This is a genomic window from Micromonospora sp. NPDC005257, from assembly GCF_042872445.1.
Classification (GTDB): Bacteria; Actinomycetota; Actinomycetes; order Mycobacteriales; family Micromonosporaceae; genus Micromonospora.
In genome coordinates this window covers 12483-27427 of sequence record NZ_JBIAKL010000011.1, presented here as the reverse complement: position 1 = coordinate 27427, position 14945 = coordinate 12483, and the positions used below count along the sequence as shown (strand labels likewise).

The window sequence follows — 14945 nt, the reverse complement described above, 5'->3', positions numbered from 1 at the left end:
GCCCGGCGCCGCTACGACCCTGCCCGAAAAGGAGACGACATTGGTACGCGCAGTGAGCGCCGACGAGGTGGCGCCGACCCGGCACGCCTGGCGGATCGAGGCGGTGGGACTGTCGGTCAAGGCCGGACGGCACCTGGCCGTCGACAACCTCGGCCTGACCCTCGGCGCCGGCGTGCACGGGCTGCTCGGCCCCAACGGCGCCGGCAAGAGCACGCTGATGCGCGCGCTCGCCACGGTGGTCAAGCCGCACGGCGGCGTGCTGCGGCTGCTCAGCGCGGACGCCACCGCGACCCGTGAGCTGCGGACCGTGCGCCGCCGGCTCGGCTATTTGCCGCAGCAGTTCGGCTACTACCCCCGGTTCACCGTCCGGGAGTACGTCGAGTACGTGGCCTGGCTGCGGGAGATGCCCGCCTCGGCGGTGCCGGCCGCCGCCCAGCGCGCCATCGACCGGGTACGCCTCACCGACCGGGCCGACGCCAAGCTCAAGTCGCTGTCCGGCGGCATGCTGCGCCGGGCCGGCATCGCCCAGGCGATCGTCAACGAACCGGACCTGCTGCTGCTCGACGAACCGACGGTCGGCCTCGACCCGGAGCAGCGCGTCGAGTTCCGTGAGCTGATCCGCGAACTCGGCGGGGACGCCTGCGTGCTGGTCTCCACCCACCTGGTGGAGGACGTGGTCGCGGCCTGCTCCGACGTCATCCTGATGGACCACGGCACCCGGGTGTTCCAGGGCCTGCCCGCCGAGCTGGTCCGCCACGGCGAGACCGGCGGTGTCGGCGACAGCGCCGCCGAGCGCGGCTACTCGTACCTCCTCAATCAGCACCGGAGTGCCTGATGATCCGACAGGTACGCGTCGAACTGCGCCGCTCCAACGCGCCGGCCGTGGCGGTGCTGCTGCTGGCGATCGGCGCCCTCGGCACGGCGAGCATGTACAGCTTCTGGCAGGGACAGTGGCTGCGGCTGGGCTACGTGCACGCCTCCGACATGTTCTTCCTGATGCCGCTCGCGCTCGCCGGTGGCGCGGTGCTGGGCCGGCGGGACCGGCGTACCCGCGCCGACGAGCTGATGAACAGCACCGGCCGGCCCCGCTGGCAGCGCGCGCTGCCGGCGATGACCGCGCTCGGCGTCGCCGCCGCGAGCGCGCACCTGCTCGTCCTCGCCGCCAGCGCGGCGGTGGTCGCCACCGGCGGCGCCTACCTCGGCGTACGCGGACTCGCCGGGCCCCTGATCGACGGGCTGGTGCTGGTGGGCGCAGCCTGGGTGGGCGTGGCAGTCGGCCGCCTGTGGTCCTCACCGCTGCTGCCGCCGCTGCTGGCCGCCGCGGCGCTCGTGGCGCAGGAGGGCACGTCCCTCCTCGCCGGGCCGGACAGTGAGCTGGCGAGCCCGTCGCTCATGATCAACTGGCCGCCGGACACGCCCTGGGAGACGCTGTCGGACCGGCTGCTGCTGAGCCGGCTGGCGCTGGGGGCCGGCCTGGTGCTCGCCGGCCTGCTGCTGGCGGCGGGCGGATCGTGGCTCACCCGGGCCGGCGCGTTCGCGAGCCTGGCCGGCGGCGTGGCGGGTCTCGTGCTGATCGGCGTGCCCGGCCCGGCCGGGATCTGGCAGCTCGACGCGGGAGCGCGCCGCTACGTCTGCGCCGACGGCGCGCCGCAGGTGTGCGTAACAGCAGTCAACGCGCACCTGCTGCCCGAGGTCACCACCGAGGCCCGCCGAGGGCTGCGCGCGCTGGCGAAGCTGCCGGGCGCTCCGACCCGTGCGGTGGAGCTGCGGCTGGACACCATCGGCAGCAACGACAGCGAGCAGTGGCACCGGCCCGAGCCCGCACCGGGCACCGTGCAGTTCCTCCTGGAGGTCGACCCGGACACCGGCCGGGCCGCGGACGTGGCCGAGCGCATCGCCCTGGGCGGCGGCACCAGGTGGTACGGCTGCGGGCGCAGTGGCGACGACATCGCCCCGGCGATCGTCGCGGCCTGGCTGCTGGACACCGAGACCCTCCGGCTGTGGGACTCCTGGACCGGATACCGGTACGCCGACGAGCAGCAGGAGGAGATCCGGGCCGGAGTGCGGCAACTGCGCGCGCTGCCCGAGCCGGAGCAACTGCGGCGGGTGACCGCGCTGCGGGACGCGGCCGCGCGGTGCGAGCCGGACCTGATGCCGGCGCTCACCGGCCGGGCCGCGCCGTGACCCGCTGGCTGCCGCTGTACGTGCGGTCCCGCCGGATACCCGCAGCCCTGGCCGGATCGGCGGTCGCCGTCGCCGTGATGGCCGTCGCCTGGTCGGCCTTCACCGACCGGCCCGAGGTGCCCACCGGCCTCGCCCTGCTCACCACCGCGCTGGCGGTGGCACCGCTGGGGCCGACGCTCGCCGGCACCGACCCGGCGCTGGAGCGGACCGCCGCGTGGCAGTGGGCGCCGCGCCGGGCCGGACACCTGCTCGGGTACGGCGCGGTGGTGGTCGGGCTGCTGGCCGCCGCCCGTGTGTTCGGCGCCGACTTCGGGCCGCCGTCCGTGCTGGCCCGCAACACGGCCGGGCTGGTCGGGCTGGTCGGGCTCGGCGCCGCGCTCGCCGGAGCGCGCGGCTCCTGGCAGGTGCCGACCGCCTGGGCCGCGCTGGGGGCGTTCCTGGCCGCGCCGGGCGGGCCGGAATGGCGGCAGGTGGTGCTGTGGATGGCGCAGGAGCCGGGCAACCGGATCGCCGCCGTCACCGCCACGACGTTCTTCCTCGGCGGGGTCGTCGCGTACGCGCTGCGGGCAGGGCCGCAGGTCGCGGCGGCCGAGGCGGCGCTGGAACAGTGAGGGAACCGGACCTCGCCGCGCGCCTGTCACGCGGCGAGGTCCGGCCGTCCACGGTCAGGCCAGCGGCACCCAGGCCACGGTGGCCATGCCGGGCAGGGCGGTCGCCTTGAGACCGGCGTCGGACACCGTCCAGAGCACACCGTCGACCATCAGCGAACGGCGGATCGACGTCCACTCACCACCGTCGGCCGGGGCGGCCGGGTGGTCGACGGCGCCGGCCACTGTGAAGCCCTTGTCGCCGACCCGCAGTGCCAGCACACCGCCGGACCGCGTGCCCTTGGCACCCTCGGCCCGGTCGGCGACCACGCCCGGACGGTTCACCGGGAGCACAATCAGCCGCTCCGGCGCCCAGTAGAGGAAGGCGTGCGGGTCGCTCTCCGCCTCGGACCAGCCGCCCGCGACGTGGTGCTGGGCGAGCCGGGCGGGCCGGGCCGGATCGGCCACGTCGAACAGCGACACCTGGGTGCCCGTCACCCGTCCCCGGGCGGTCGCGTCCTGTCCGACGCCGATCAGGCGGCCGTCGCCGGCCGGATGCAGGTACGACGAGTATCCGTTGATCTTCAGCTCGCCGGTGACCCGGGGGGTGGCCGGATCGCGCAGGTCCAGCCCGTACAGCGGGTCGGTCTGCCGGAACGTCACCACGTACCCGGTGCCGCCGAGGAACCGCACCGCGAAGATCCGCTCGCCCTTGCCCAGCCCGGTCACCGCGCCGACCTGGTTCAGCGTGGCGCCCTCGGTACGCAGCACGTACACGCCGGACTGCGAGGACCTTCCGCGGATCCACGTGTCGCCGGTGGTGGTGGCCACCCGCAGGTGACCGTCCCACTCGGACAGCGCGTACTGGCCGATCAGCCAGCCGGGCACCGACCCGGCGGCGACGTAGCGCGGCGTGGCCGCCCCGGTGTCGAACTGGAAGATCTCCGTGCGGGCGTCGCCCGCCTCGGACGGCCCGCCCCGCCACGTCCGCCAACGCTGGTCGCTGGCGACGTAGAGATGTGCGCCGGTGCCGTAGACGGTGTCCCCGTCGGCGAACACGGTGACCGGATCACCCGCTCCGAGGGCCGGCGCGCCCATGTCGAAGCTGAGCACCGTCACCATCGAAGCGCCGGAGAACTCGGCCGGCCGGCTCACCCGGTCACAGCCGACCCGGCCCGAGCCGACGGTCCGGGCACCGTCGCTGACCTCGTAGCGGGGCAGCCAGTCGTCGAGCGTCGCCTTGTCGATCACGGCCTTGTGGGCGGCGATCCGCTGCGCGTCGGAGCGCCTCTTCCCGGGTTGCGGAAAGACGAGCCGGTGCCCGGAACTGATCACGACGCGGGCGGTGGCGCCGACCTGCCGGGCGTCGACCAGCCGGCCGTCCATCCGGTACTCGCCGGCGATCCGCGGCGATCCGGCGAGATCGACCAGGACCAGCCGAGCCTGCGCGACAGCGCCCGGCGCGGCACGGCCGCCCGGCACGGTGCCCATGGTGACCCATCCAGCGCGCAGCAGCACGAGCGCCCGGTCACCGTGCAGCAGCAGGCTCGCCTCGTCGCCGGAGAACCGCTCGGCGGTGGGATCGAGCGTCACCCGGCCGGTCACCCGGCGGGTCGCCACGTCGACCACCGACAGCTCTCCCCCGGTGACGGTGACGATCCGCCGCCCGTCGGTCTTGACCAGGTCCGGTTCGTCCACACCTGCCTCGTGCACGTTGGTGCCGGAGAAGGCAGGCGCGGACGCCGACGACGCATCCTTGGCACCGCTGTCTTCCATGCTGAACTGCCGCATGTAGGAGGTGCCCGGCCCGAGGCCCCACGGCCCGACCGCGGCCTTGGCGGCCGTACGGAGTTGCCGCAGCGCCTCGTCGCAGGAGTCGAAGGCGACCAGCCGCAGGTCGCCGGGAGACACCCTCCGGCCGACAGGCGTCGGATCGTCTGCCGGCGGTGCGGCGGTGCAGCCGGTGAGGGCCAGCGCGGCGGCCATCGTCAATCCGAGCGTCCGGGATCTGCGACAAGTCATGAATCGTCAGACGTGGCGGTGGCGGGCGCGGTTCCCGGCCGTGCGTTCAACCGCCGGCCATCGCGCCGAGCACGATGAACGGCTCCTTCCCGGCGACCACCTCCTCCGGGAGCGGGTCGTCCGGGGACTCGTTGGACAGGTCCAGTTCACAGGCGTAGAAGCGGACGAACGGCCGGCGCTTGCCGCTGTGCCGGTCACGGATCGTGCCGAGCAGCATCGGGTACGCGGCCTCCAGCGCGTCCAGCACCTCCCGCTGGGTCGGCGGCCCGGCCAGTTCGACGCGTACCTCGCCGGTGACGTGCGCGAGGTTCTTCAGGTGCGCCGGCAGCACCACCCGGATCACGGCAGCACCTGGACCTCGACCGAGAGCACGGCCGGCAGGTCCCGCACGATCGGCGCCCAGGTGTCGCCGCCGTCGGCCGAGTGGTAGACCTGACCGCCGGTGGTGCCGAAGTAGACGCCGCACGGGTCGAGCGTGTCCACCGCCATCGCGTCGCGCAGCACGTTGACGTAGCAGTGCGACTGCGGCAGCCCTTCGGTCAGCGGCTCCCAGTGCTCACCGCCGGTACGGCTGCGGTAGACGCGCAGCTTGCCCTCCGGCGGGTAGTGCAGCGAGTCGCTGGTGATCGGCACCACGTAGACCGTCTCCGGCTCGTGCGCGTGGACGGCGATCGGGAAGCCGAAGTCCGTCGGCAGGTCACCGCTGACCTCCCGCCAGTTAGCCCCGGCGTCGTCGGTGCGCATGACGTCCCAGTGCTTCTGCATGAACAGCGTGTCCGGCCGGGACGGGTGCTGGGCGAGACGGTGCACGCAGTGCCCGACCTCGGAGTCCTCATCGGGGATCTCCCCCGAGCGCAGCCCTTTGTTGATCGGCAGCCAGCTCGCGCCGCCGTCGTCGCTGCGGAACGCGCCGGCCGCCGAGATCGCCACGTAGATGCGGTTGCGGTCGGCCGGGTCGAGCAGGATGGTGTGCAGGCACATGCCGCCCGCGCCGGGCTGCCATTGCGGGCCGGTCGGATGCTGGCGCAGCGCGGTCAGCTCCGACCACTTCCCGCCGCCGTCGGTGGTGACGTAGAGCGCCGCGTCCTCCCCGCCCGCGTACACCGTGTCGGGGTCGTGGCGGGACGGCTCCAGGTGCCAGATCCGCTTGAACTCCCACGGGCGCGGGGTGCCGTCGTACCAGAGGTGCTGCCCCACCTCGCCGCTGTAGGCGAAGTCGTTGCCCACTGTCGACCAGGTCCGGCCGCCGTCGTCCGAGCGCTGGATCAGCTGCCCGAACCAGCCGCCGGACTGGGACGCGTACAACCGGTCCGGTTCGACCGGTGAACCGGTCAGGTGGTAGATCTCCCAGCCGCCGAAGTGCGGCCCGTCGACGGTCCACTCGTCGCGTTTGCCGTCCGAGGTCAGGATGAACGCGCCCTTGCGCGTGCCGACAAGTACTCGTACGCCGCTCATGTCTCGTCCTCTCGTCCGAGGGGTTCCTCGTCGCAATGACCCTGCGCCTCACCGGAACTCATCGCTTCCTACTCCCCGGCTACGACATTTCCCGCACCGGACGCGCGTGGACGGCCGCCACGCCGGGGCGGCGGACTGTCGGAGGCGGCGGCTAGCCTGCGCGCATGACCGGCCCCGGAGACGTCCCACCCGAGCACCTCGACCGCCTGCGCCCGGTCTGTCGCGGCCTGCCGGAGACCTACGAGGAACCGGCCTGGGTGGGCGTGCGGTGGCGCGTGCGCGGCCGCACGTTCGCCCACGTGCTCACCGTCGACCCGGGCCACCGGGCGGCGTACACGCGGGCCGCGGCGACCGACGAGCCGGTCTGCGTGCTGACGTTCCGCTCCCCCGGCGACGAGATCGCCGGGCTGCTCGCCGCCGGGCCGCACTTCTACAAGCCGGACTGGGCCGCTGACGTGGTCGGCCTGCGGCTGGACGCGGAGACGGACTGGACCGAGGTCGCCGAGCTGCTCACCGAGAGCTACTGCGTGCTGGCCCCGAAGAAGCTGGTCGCGCTCGTCGACCGGCCGGGCTGAGTCAGCCCAGCTTCTTGCGCAGCGTCTCGAACGCCAGGTCCGGCCGCAGCGGCACGCCGAAGCGCTCGTCGCCGTACGGGAACGGGCTCAGCTCGCCGGTGCGGACGTAGCCGCGCCGCTCGTACCAGGCGATCAGGTCGTCGCGCTGGACGATGACCGTCATCCGCATCTCACCGGCGTGCCACTGCACGGCCCCGTAGCGCTCGGCCTCGGCCAGCAGGTCCCGGCCCAGGCCACCGCCCTGCCGGCCGGGCGCGACAGCGAACATGCCGAAGTAGACGTGGTCGTCGCGGCGCTCCAGGTGGCAACAGGCCACCAGCTCACCGCCCTGCTCGGCGACCAGCACCACGCCGCCCGGGCCGCTGACCGCCGCGGTCACCATCTCCGGGTCGGTACGCTGCCCGGCCAGCAGGTCCGCCTCGTGGGTCCAGCCCTGCCGGCTGCGCTCACCCCGGTACGCCGACTCGATCAGGTCGACGAGGCCGGCCACGTCCTCGGGGCGGGCGACCCGGACGGTACGGGAGGCGGGGCTGGTCATCACGGTTCTCCACGGTCGGTGCGGCGTGCCCGGTCAGCGTACGCACGCGGGCGTCCCGGACGGCGGCCGGGACCACCGGGCGGAACGGTTCGTGGTTCACTGCCCGGCGTGGAGACGACAGTCGGCGCGGCGGGCCTGCCCGCGGTCCTCGACCTGCCGGCCGGGCCGGCACGCGGCGGCCTGGTGGTGCTGCACGGCTCGCACGCCGGCGAGCGCTCCTACTTCCTCTACGAGCACCTGGCCCGGCTGCTGCCTCCGGCCGGGGTCGCGGTGCTGCGCTACGAGCGCCGCCCGCGCGTGGACGGGCACGACGTGCCGCTGGCCGACCAGGCCGAGGACGCGACGGCAGCGCTCACCGAACTGCGCCGGCACGTCGGGACGGCCCCGGTGGGGCTGTGGGGTTTCAGCCAGGGCGCGTGGGCGGCGGCGCTGACCGCCACCCGGCACCCGGCCGACTTCCTGGTGCTGGTCGGGTGCAGCGGCGTGAGCCCGGCCGTCCAGATGCGCTACGGCACCGCCGAGCAGCTACGCCGGCACGGCTACGGCCCGGCTGACGTGGCCGAGCTGGTCCGGGTGCGCGCGGCTGCCGAGGGCTTCCTGCGCGGTGAGGTGCCCCGCCCGGTGGCGCAGGCGGCGCTGGACGCGGCGGCTCGGCATGAGTGGTTCCCGCTGGCGTTCCTGCCCGGCGAGCTGCCGGCGCAGCCCGGCACCTGGACCGACATGGACTACGACCCGGCGCCGGTGCTGGCGCGGCTGACCTGCCCGGTGCTGCTCTGCTACGGCGAGACGGACGCGTGGATCCCGATCGAGGACAGCCTCGCGGTGTGGCGGCGGGCGGCGCGCGACGCGGGGCTGACAGTGGCCCGGCTGGCGGGCTGCGACCACGCACCCACGCTCGGCGAGCGCGAGGACCTGGACAGTGTCAGCCCGCAGTACGAGCGGGTCCTGCTCGACTGGCTCGACCGGACGCTGCCGCCGCCGGGCTGAGCGGCCGGGCGCCGCGCAATGCGGTCGCCCGCCCCGCGTGACCCGGCTACGCTGCCGCGCATGGACGCCGATCTGCCCACCTTCGAGTTCGCCTTCCCCGGCCCGCTGCGCGACCAGCTCGTCGCCGCCGTGCTCGACTGCAGCAAGACCACGACCACCGCGCTGGTCCAGGACTACGAGATCGACGGCGAGCCGCTGCCCGCGGTCGGGACCCGCTCGGCGGTCATCGACTCCGACGGCCGGCCGGTGGCGGTGATCGAGCTGGCCGAGGTCCGCGTCGCACGCCTCGGCGACGTCGACCTCGACCACGCGCGCGACGAGGGCGAGGGGTTCGACACGGTCGCCGCCTGGCGGGCCGGCCACGAGCGGTTCTGGCACGGCGACGACTACCGCGGCTGGCTCGGCGCCCCCGGGTTCACGGTGAACGACGAGACGCCGGCCGTGCTGCAACGCTTTCGCCTGGTCGAGACGATCTGACGACCCCCGGACCGACCGCGCGCCTCACTCGGCGGCGAGCCAGGCGCGCAGTTCCGCGCCGTGCTCGTCCAGCTCCGGCGGCGGCAGGTCGTAGCGGGGCGGGGTGTCGGACAGGCCGATCGGGTTGCGGATGCCCGGCACGCCCTCCACAGTCACCACCGGCTCCAGGCCGAGCCCCTGCGCCAGCGCCACCCCTTCGGCCACCGAGTTGATCGGGCTGCACGGCACGCCCGCCGCGCGCAGTTCGGCGAACCAGCCCGCGCTGCCGCGCCGGGACAGTGCCGCCACCAACAGCGGGCGCAGCTCGTCGCGGTGCGCGACCCGGTCGGCGTTGCGGCCGAACCGCGCGTCGTCGGCCAACTCCGGCACGCCGAGCACCCGACAGAGGGTACGGAACTGGCCGTCGTTCCCGGCGATCACCACCAGCTCGCCGTCGGCCGTGGGCAGCGGCTCGTACGGCACGATGCTCGGGTGCGCGTTTCCCATCCGGTGCGGCGCCGCCGCGCCGGCGACGTACGCGCTGGTGTGGTTGACCAGCCCGGACAGCGCCGAGGAGAGCAGGTCCACAGTGACGTGCTGACCGCGCCCGGTCTCCTCCCGGTCTCGCAGCGCGGCCAGGACGCCGACCGCCGCGTGCAGCCCGGCGATCACGTCGAACACGGCCACGCCCGCCTTGTACGGTGGGCCGTCCGCGTCACCGGTGAGGCTCATCAGCCCGGCGGCGGCCTGCACCATGAGGTCGTACCCGGGCAGGTCGGCGCCCCCGGCGGCGCCGAAGCCGCTGATCGAGGCGTACACCAGGCGGGCGTTGCGGGCGGTCACCGTGTCGTGGTCCAGACCGAAGCGGCGCAGCGCGCCGGGGCGGAAGTTCTGGATCAGCACGTCGGCCCTGTCGGCCAGCCGGTGCGCCAGCGTCAGGTCGCCCGGGTCGGTCAGGTCCAGCACCAGCGACCGCTTGTTGCGGTTGACCGCCAGGTAGTAGGTGGAGACGTCGTCGCGGACCGGGGGCCGCCAGCCGCGGGTGTCGTCGCCGCCCGGGGACTCCACCTTGACCACGTCCGCGCCCAGGTCGGCCAGGAGCATCGTCGCGTACGGCCCGGCGAGGATCCGGGAGAAGTCGGCGACCAGCACCCCGCGCAACGGACCCGACATGCCGCACCTCCCTCGCCGCCGCCCACGATGACACATACCCGACGGCGTAACCGGCGGGGGTGACCCAGCCGGTTAGGGTCGCGGTACATCGGGGCGGACATACCGGGAAGGGGTGCCCGTGTCGCTGCTCAGCCGGCTCGCCGAGACCACCGACGAGGCACCCGGAGCGGTCCGGGTCGGCGACCGTTCGCTGTCACGGGTGGAGCTGCGCCGGGCGGCCACCGCCGTCGCCGACGACCTGCGCGGCGCGACCCGGGTGGCGGTGCCCGCCACGGCGAGCCTGGAGACCGTGGTCGGCGTGGTCGGCGGGTTGCTCGCCGGCGCGGCGGTGGTGCCGGTGCCGCCGGACGCCGGCCCGATGGAACGCGATCACATCCTGCGCGACTCCGGCGCGGAACTGCTGCTCGCGCCGCCGGACGCACCGGACAGCGACGCCGCCGCTCCGCCGGTCGTGCCGCTGGACCTGGCGCGACGATCGGACAGCACACTCCCCGAGCCCGATCCGGCGACCACCGCGCTGATCCTCTACACCTCCGGCACCACCGGCGCGCCGAAGGGCGCGGTGCTGTCCCGACGCGCGGTCGCCGCCTGCCTGGACGGGCTCGCCGACGCCTGGGCCTGGACCCCGGAGGACGTGCTGGCGCACGGCCTGCCGCTGTTCCACGTGCACGGGCTGGTGCTCGGCGTGCTCGGCCCGCTGCGCGTCGGCAGCCGGCTGCACCACGTCGGCCGGCCCCACCCCGAGCGGTACGCGGCGACAGGCGCCTCGCTGTACTTCGGCGTACCCACGATCTGGTCGCGGATCGCGGCGCACCCGGCGGCGGCGCGGGCGCTGCGCGGCGCCCGGCTGCTCGTGTCCGGCAGCGCCGCGCTGCCCGAGCCGGTCTTCGCGGCGCTGGCCGGACTGACCGGGCACCGGCCGCTGGAGCGGTACGGCATGACCGAGACCCTCGTCACGGTGAGCGCCCGCGCGGACGGTCCCCGGCGGCCCGGCACCGTCGGCGTGCCGCTGCCCGGCGTGCGGACGCGCGTGGTGGACGAACACGGCGGCCCGCTGCCGGCCGACGGCGCCGCGATGGGTGAGCTTCAGGTACGCGGCGGCACGCTGTTCGACGGCTACCTGAACCGGCCGGACGCCGACGCGGCCAGCCGCACGGCGGACGGCTGGTTCCGCACCGGCGACATCGCGATCGTCGGCCCGGACGGCGTCCACCGGATCGTCGGGCGGGCCGCGACCGACCTGATCTCCAGCGGCGGCTACCGGATCGGGGCGGGCGAGGTGGAGGACGCGCTGCTGGCGCATCCGGGGGTGCGGGAGGCGGCGGTGGTCGGCACGCCCCACCCCGACCTGGGGCAGCAGGTCACCGCGTACGTGGTGGGCGACGGCGTGGCCGAGGCGGAGCTGATCGACTTCGTGGCGCGGCACCTGTCCGCGCACAAACGCCCCCGGCAGGTACGGCTGGTCGGCGCGCTGCCCCGCAACGCGATGGGCAAGGTGCAGAAGTCCCGGCTGACCGGGGCGTGACCCGCACCCCGCCGGGAACCAGCGCGGCGCTCCCGACGACTATCCCTACATGGGGTGTGAGCAGTGGCGGGAGATCCTGTCGGCACAGTTGGACGGTGAGGCGTCCCGGTCGGAGATCGAGGCGGCCGAGGCCCACCTGACCGGCTGCGCCGGCTGCCGCGGCTGGTTCGACTCCGCGGCGTCGGTGGTCCGGCGGGCCCGTACGCAGCTCGCCCCGCGGGTGCCCGACCTGGTCGACGCGGTACTGGCCGCCGCGCCCCCGCCCCGGCCCAGCCGCCGCCACCGGATCACGCTCGGGCTGCGCGGGGCGCTCGGCCTGCTCGGCGGGGTGCAGCTCGTGCTCGGCCTGACCCAGATCGGCCGGGAGGCGGTCGTCACCCACGCGCACGCCTCCGGCCAGCACCTGTGGCACGAGTCGGCGGCGTGGAACGTGGCGGTCGGCGCCGGATTCCTCTACGTGGCGGCGCGCCGGTCCGCCCCGTCCGGCCTGCTGCCGATGCTCAGCGCGTTCGTCGCCACGCTGGTGCTGCTGTCGGTGAACGACCTGATCACCGGGCAGGTGGCGATGACCCGGCTGGTCGGCCACGGCTTCCTGCTGGTCGGCTGGGCCGTGATGCTGGTGCTGTCCCGGCTCGGCCGGCGTCCCGGTGACACGCCGCCCGGGCAGCGCCGGTCGGGGGGATCGCGGTGGGCGCTGCGGACCGAGGAGCCGCCCGCGCCCGCGCCGCTGCGGTTGGTGCCGCCCGGCCCGTACCCCGCACACGCCCGCGACCGGCGCGCCGCCTGACGGCCCGCCGCACGGGCCCCTGGACGCCTGCGGGCCCCCCGACCGGCGGCGGTGGTCGCGGTCTCAGCGGGCCCGGCGGTCGCGGGCGTCGCCGGACCAGGCGGCGACCAGATCCTCGCGGGCGCGGGCCACACGGGAGCGGATGGTGCCCACCGGGCAGCCGCACACCTCGGCCGCCTCGGCGTAGGACAGGCCGAGCACCTGGGTGGCCACGAACGCCTCCCGGCGGTCCGGCGCCAGCGCGGCGATGAGACCGCGCAACACCACCCCGTCGTCCCCGCCGCCGGTCACCGCGCCGGCTGCCTCGGCTGCGGCCTGCCAGTCCGGCAGCGCCGCCAGCCGGGGCCGGGCGGTCGCCGTCCGCACGTGGTCCACCGCGACCCGGCGGGCGATGGTGAAGATCCAGGTACGCGCCGACGACCGGCCCGCGAAGCCCGGCAGGCTGCGCAGCGCCCGCAGGAACGTCTCCTGGGCGAGGTCGTCGGCCTCGGCGGGCCCGGCCAGGTGGGCGAGGAAACGCCACACCGGCGCCTGGAGGGCCCGGACGAAGGCGGCGGCGGCCAGCCGGTCACCCCGGGCCGCGCGTCGCGCCCACTCGGTCACCTGCTCGTCTTCGGCGTCCGGTCTCATCCGCGACCGGTCCGCCGGTCCGGCGTGCTCATGCCGGACGGTACGGATACGGCCCCCGCTCGGTTCATCAGTGGCGTCCCTCCTGCCGGCGCCGCGGTGCCGGCCGCCCTTCGGTTGGTCGGCCGTCGGGTGACGGAAGTTCCCGGGATCTCGTCAGTCCTCGACGGACACGGTGACCGGCCCGATCCGCAGCACGCCGTCGGTGAGCGCGGCGCACCGGACGCCACCGCGGCGGCGCATCGCCTTCCACGTACCGGGCTCGACCACCACGTCGAGCCAGGCGCAGGGCGGCGCGGCCCGATGTACCCGCAGCCGGACCGGACCGTCGCCGGAGTCGAGCGTGAGCACCCGGCCCACCAGGTCGTCCACCGGGATGCCGTCGGTCAGCACGTTGCGCCGCAGTTGGGTGAGGTCCGCGCCGGGCGGCAGTGACTCCCGCGCGATCAGCGTGACGCTCGCCTCCCGGTGCGCGGGACGGCCGAAGTAGCGGTCACCGACGATGCCGAGTCCGGCGCGTACCCGTACCTGGTCGACCAGTTCCCCGGGTGGCGCCGGGGCGGGTCCGTCCGCCGGGCGGCCCACGTACCGGTGCACGGGCGAGGCCAGCAACTGGACGATCCGCGGCATGCCCGAAGTCTAGTAGCGGACATAATATCGCCAACCCGGACGATAGCCACGTTCACGTATCCGCCCTGGCCACGGGACCGTTGTACCGGGTGTGACGGCGAGGCGACCCGATGCGATCGGAGCTCATCCGCGGCGACGGCTGGCCTGGGCGCGGCGCGAGAACGAACGCCGGCGTCAGGCGTACGAGACGGCGGCGCGGATCTGGCGCCGCCGGGCGGAGCACCTCGACCGGCTGGCGATCGAGGCGGCCGGCTTCCAGGGCTGCGCGCTGCCGGGCACCGCCGTGCCGGTGCCGCTGGACGACGGTGAGGTCGTCTACCGCGTCCTGCCCGCCGTCGACCTGGTCGAGGCCACTGCCCGGCACGTGCCCGGACTGCCCGTGCCCGGCCGCACGCTCACCGACCGCCTCGACCCGGCCGACGGCCGGCTACCCGCAGGGCTGCGCGTGGTCGACAGCGGCGCCGCCGTGGTGACCGACCGGCGGGTGACCTTCGCCGGGCGCGTCGTCCGGCGGGACTGGCCCCTGCGGGACCTGCACGGCCTCGCCCACCACAGCGACCGCCCGGTCACCCTGCTGCACGGCGTCGACGGCGGCCCACCGGCCGGCCTGCGCGTACCGGCGCCCGGCGCGGCGAACGCCCGGTTCTACCTCACCCTGGCCCGGGCCGACGCCACCGGCACGCGGCAGGCGGTCGTCGAGGACGTCGATGCGCTGCGGTCCGCCCACCTGGCCGCACGCCCCCGGCCACCCCGTCCGCTCGGCCCGTGGGACGCCCCGGCCGAGCCGGCACTCCCCCGGCGGCTGGTGGCGGCGGGCGTCACGGCGGTGGCCGTGCTGCTCGGCGTCACCTCCGCGGGCACCTGGAGCGCTACCGCCGGGCAGACCGGCCCGGCGCGCGGACCCGCGTCCCACCCGGCGGCCACTTCCACCACGGCAGCCGCGCCGTCGACACAGCCCGTGGCCACTCCGGCCGGCCCGTCGACGCCCTCGACGCTCCGGCCCGCACCGCGACCGGAGCCCTTCCCGAATCCGGCGGCACGCTCGGGCGCGCGAGTCCTCACCACCGCGCCGCCCGTCGCCGGATCGCCGCCGTCGCAGACGGACAACCGCCCACCGGCAAGCGTCGATCCGTCCACCCCGCCCACCGCGCAGGTGACTCCGGCACCGGCCGCGAGCCCGACGGGCGATCCGGGCGCGACCGGAGAGCCCAGCCCCACCGCGGAGCGGAGCCCCGTCTCCTCACCCGAGCCGGCCCCGCTGGCCCTGCCGCTCGACCCGGTCGCCGGCCCCAGCGTCACAGTCCCGTCGAACCCGCCCTCTTCCTGACCCGCCCCGGCCCCGGCCCCGGCCCCGGCCCCGGCGATCTTGCACTTGTGGCCCCGTGGATGCCCGATTCGC

Annotated in this window: 16 protein-coding genes; 9 read left to right on the top strand and 7 right to left on the bottom strand. The window is 75.3% G+C overall.

Features of this window, described 5'->3' with window-relative positions:
- Nucleotides 1-40 precede the first annotated feature (40 nt).
- The 3 genes from ACFYO8_RS22790 to ACFYO8_RS22780 are packed head-to-tail and all read left to right on the top strand — an operon-like array spanning nucleotide 41 to nucleotide 2795.
- Complete coding sequence (locus ACFYO8_RS22790) at nucleotides 41-835, top strand: ATP-binding cassette domain-containing protein (protein ID WP_354869720.1); 795 nt, start codon at nucleotides 41-43, stop codon at nucleotides 833-835.
- On the top strand, nucleotides 835-2184 hold the full coding sequence (locus ACFYO8_RS22785; RefSeq protein WP_354869722.1) for a hypothetical protein: 1350 nt from the start codon (nucleotides 835-837) through the stop codon (nucleotides 2182-2184). The genes ACFYO8_RS22790 and ACFYO8_RS22785 overlap by 1 nt, the downstream gene beginning before the upstream one ends.
- A complete protein-coding gene (locus tag ACFYO8_RS22780) occupies nucleotides 2181-2795 on the top strand; it encodes a hypothetical protein (RefSeq protein WP_354869723.1) in 615 nt (204 codons plus the stop codon). The genes ACFYO8_RS22785 and ACFYO8_RS22780 overlap by 4 nt, the downstream gene beginning before the upstream one ends.
- Nucleotides 2796-2849: 54 nt before the next feature.
- Here ACFYO8_RS22780 and ACFYO8_RS22775 read toward each other — a convergent pair whose 3' ends face one another.
- The 3 genes from ACFYO8_RS22775 to ACFYO8_RS22765 form a co-directional block, all read right to left on the bottom strand.
- On the bottom strand, nucleotides 2850-4757 hold the full coding sequence (locus ACFYO8_RS22775) for a beta-propeller domain-containing protein (protein ID WP_354869725.1): 1908 nt from the start codon (nucleotides 4755-4757) through the stop codon (nucleotides 2850-2852).
- Nucleotides 4758-4839: 82 nt separating this feature from the next.
- Entirely contained in the window at nucleotides 4840-5136 is a 297-nt protein-coding gene (locus tag ACFYO8_RS22770) for a MoaD/ThiS family protein (protein ID WP_354869727.1), read from the bottom strand.
- Complete coding sequence (locus tag ACFYO8_RS22765) at nucleotides 5133-6248, bottom strand: exo-alpha-sialidase (protein WP_357711631.1); 1116 nt, start codon at nucleotides 6246-6248, stop codon at nucleotides 5133-5135. Before ACFYO8_RS22765 ends, ACFYO8_RS22770 begins: the two co-directional genes overlap by 4 nt.
- 164 nt (nucleotides 6249-6412) lie before the next feature.
- On the opposite strand from ACFYO8_RS22765, the gene ACFYO8_RS22760 reads away from it, so the two are divergent.
- A complete protein-coding gene (locus ACFYO8_RS22760; protein ID WP_354869732.1) occupies nucleotides 6413-6823 on the top strand; it encodes an MmcQ/YjbR family DNA-binding protein in 411 nt (136 codons plus the stop codon).
- Nucleotide 6824: 1 nt separating this feature from the next.
- Here the strand turns inward: ACFYO8_RS22760 and ACFYO8_RS22755 are convergent, their stop codons facing one another.
- Entirely contained in the window at nucleotides 6825-7361 is a 537-nt protein-coding gene (locus tag ACFYO8_RS22755; protein WP_354869734.1) for a GNAT family N-acetyltransferase, read from the bottom strand.
- 108 nt (nucleotides 7362-7469) lie between these two features.
- Between ACFYO8_RS22755 and ACFYO8_RS22750 the strand changes: the two genes are divergently transcribed.
- Both ACFYO8_RS22750 and ACFYO8_RS22745 read left to right on the top strand, forming a co-directional pair.
- On the top strand, nucleotides 7470-8348 hold the full coding sequence (locus tag ACFYO8_RS22750; protein ID WP_357711628.1) for an alpha/beta hydrolase: 879 nt from the start codon (nucleotides 7470-7472) through the stop codon (nucleotides 8346-8348).
- 60 nt (nucleotides 8349-8408) lie between these two features.
- Nucleotides 8409-8825, top strand: coding sequence for an ASCH domain-containing protein (locus ACFYO8_RS22745; RefSeq protein WP_357711626.1), 417 nt, complete (start codon nucleotides 8409-8411; stop codon nucleotides 8823-8825).
- A 24-nt stretch (nucleotides 8826-8849) separates the two neighbouring features.
- Here ACFYO8_RS22745 and ACFYO8_RS22740 read toward each other — a convergent pair whose 3' ends face one another.
- Nucleotides 8850-9977, bottom strand: coding sequence for a CoA transferase (locus ACFYO8_RS22740; RefSeq protein ID WP_354869743.1), 1128 nt, complete (start codon nucleotides 9975-9977; stop codon nucleotides 8850-8852).
- Between the two features lie 118 nt (nucleotides 9978-10095).
- On the opposite strand from ACFYO8_RS22740, the gene ACFYO8_RS22735 reads away from it, so the two are divergent.
- Together ACFYO8_RS22735 and ACFYO8_RS22730 are read left to right on the top strand one after the other, a co-directional pair.
- On the top strand, nucleotides 10096-11502 hold the full coding sequence (locus ACFYO8_RS22735; RefSeq protein ID WP_354869745.1) for an acyl-CoA synthetase: 1407 nt from the start codon (nucleotides 10096-10098) through the stop codon (nucleotides 11500-11502).
- 49 nt (nucleotides 11503-11551) lie between these two features.
- The gene (locus ACFYO8_RS22730) at nucleotides 11552-12289 is read left to right on the top strand and encodes a zf-HC2 domain-containing protein (RefSeq protein WP_387257504.1); all 738 of its coding nucleotides are present in this window, start codon (nucleotides 11552-11554) and stop codon (nucleotides 12287-12289) included.
- A gap of 63 nt (nucleotides 12290-12352) precedes the next feature.
- On the opposite strand, the gene ACFYO8_RS22725 is transcribed toward ACFYO8_RS22730, so the two are convergent.
- Together ACFYO8_RS22725 and ACFYO8_RS22720 are read right to left on the bottom strand one after the other, a co-directional pair.
- The gene (locus ACFYO8_RS22725; protein WP_354869751.1) at nucleotides 12353-12919 is read right to left on the bottom strand and encodes a sigma-70 family RNA polymerase sigma factor; all 567 of its coding nucleotides are present in this window, start codon (nucleotides 12917-12919) and stop codon (nucleotides 12353-12355) included.
- A 153-nt stretch (nucleotides 12920-13072) separates the two neighbouring features.
- Nucleotides 13073-13546: a molybdenum cofactor biosysynthesis protein gene (locus ACFYO8_RS22720; RefSeq protein WP_354869754.1), complete on the bottom strand. Its 474-nt coding sequence runs from the start codon at nucleotides 13544-13546 to the stop codon at nucleotides 13073-13075.
- 91 nt (nucleotides 13547-13637) lie between these two features.
- On the opposite strand from ACFYO8_RS22720, the gene ACFYO8_RS22715 reads away from it, so the two are divergent.
- Nucleotides 13638-14873: a hypothetical protein gene (locus ACFYO8_RS22715; RefSeq protein WP_357711622.1), complete on the top strand. Its 1236-nt coding sequence runs from the start codon at nucleotides 13638-13640 to the stop codon at nucleotides 14871-14873.
- Nucleotides 14874-14945 lie beyond the last annotated feature (72 nt).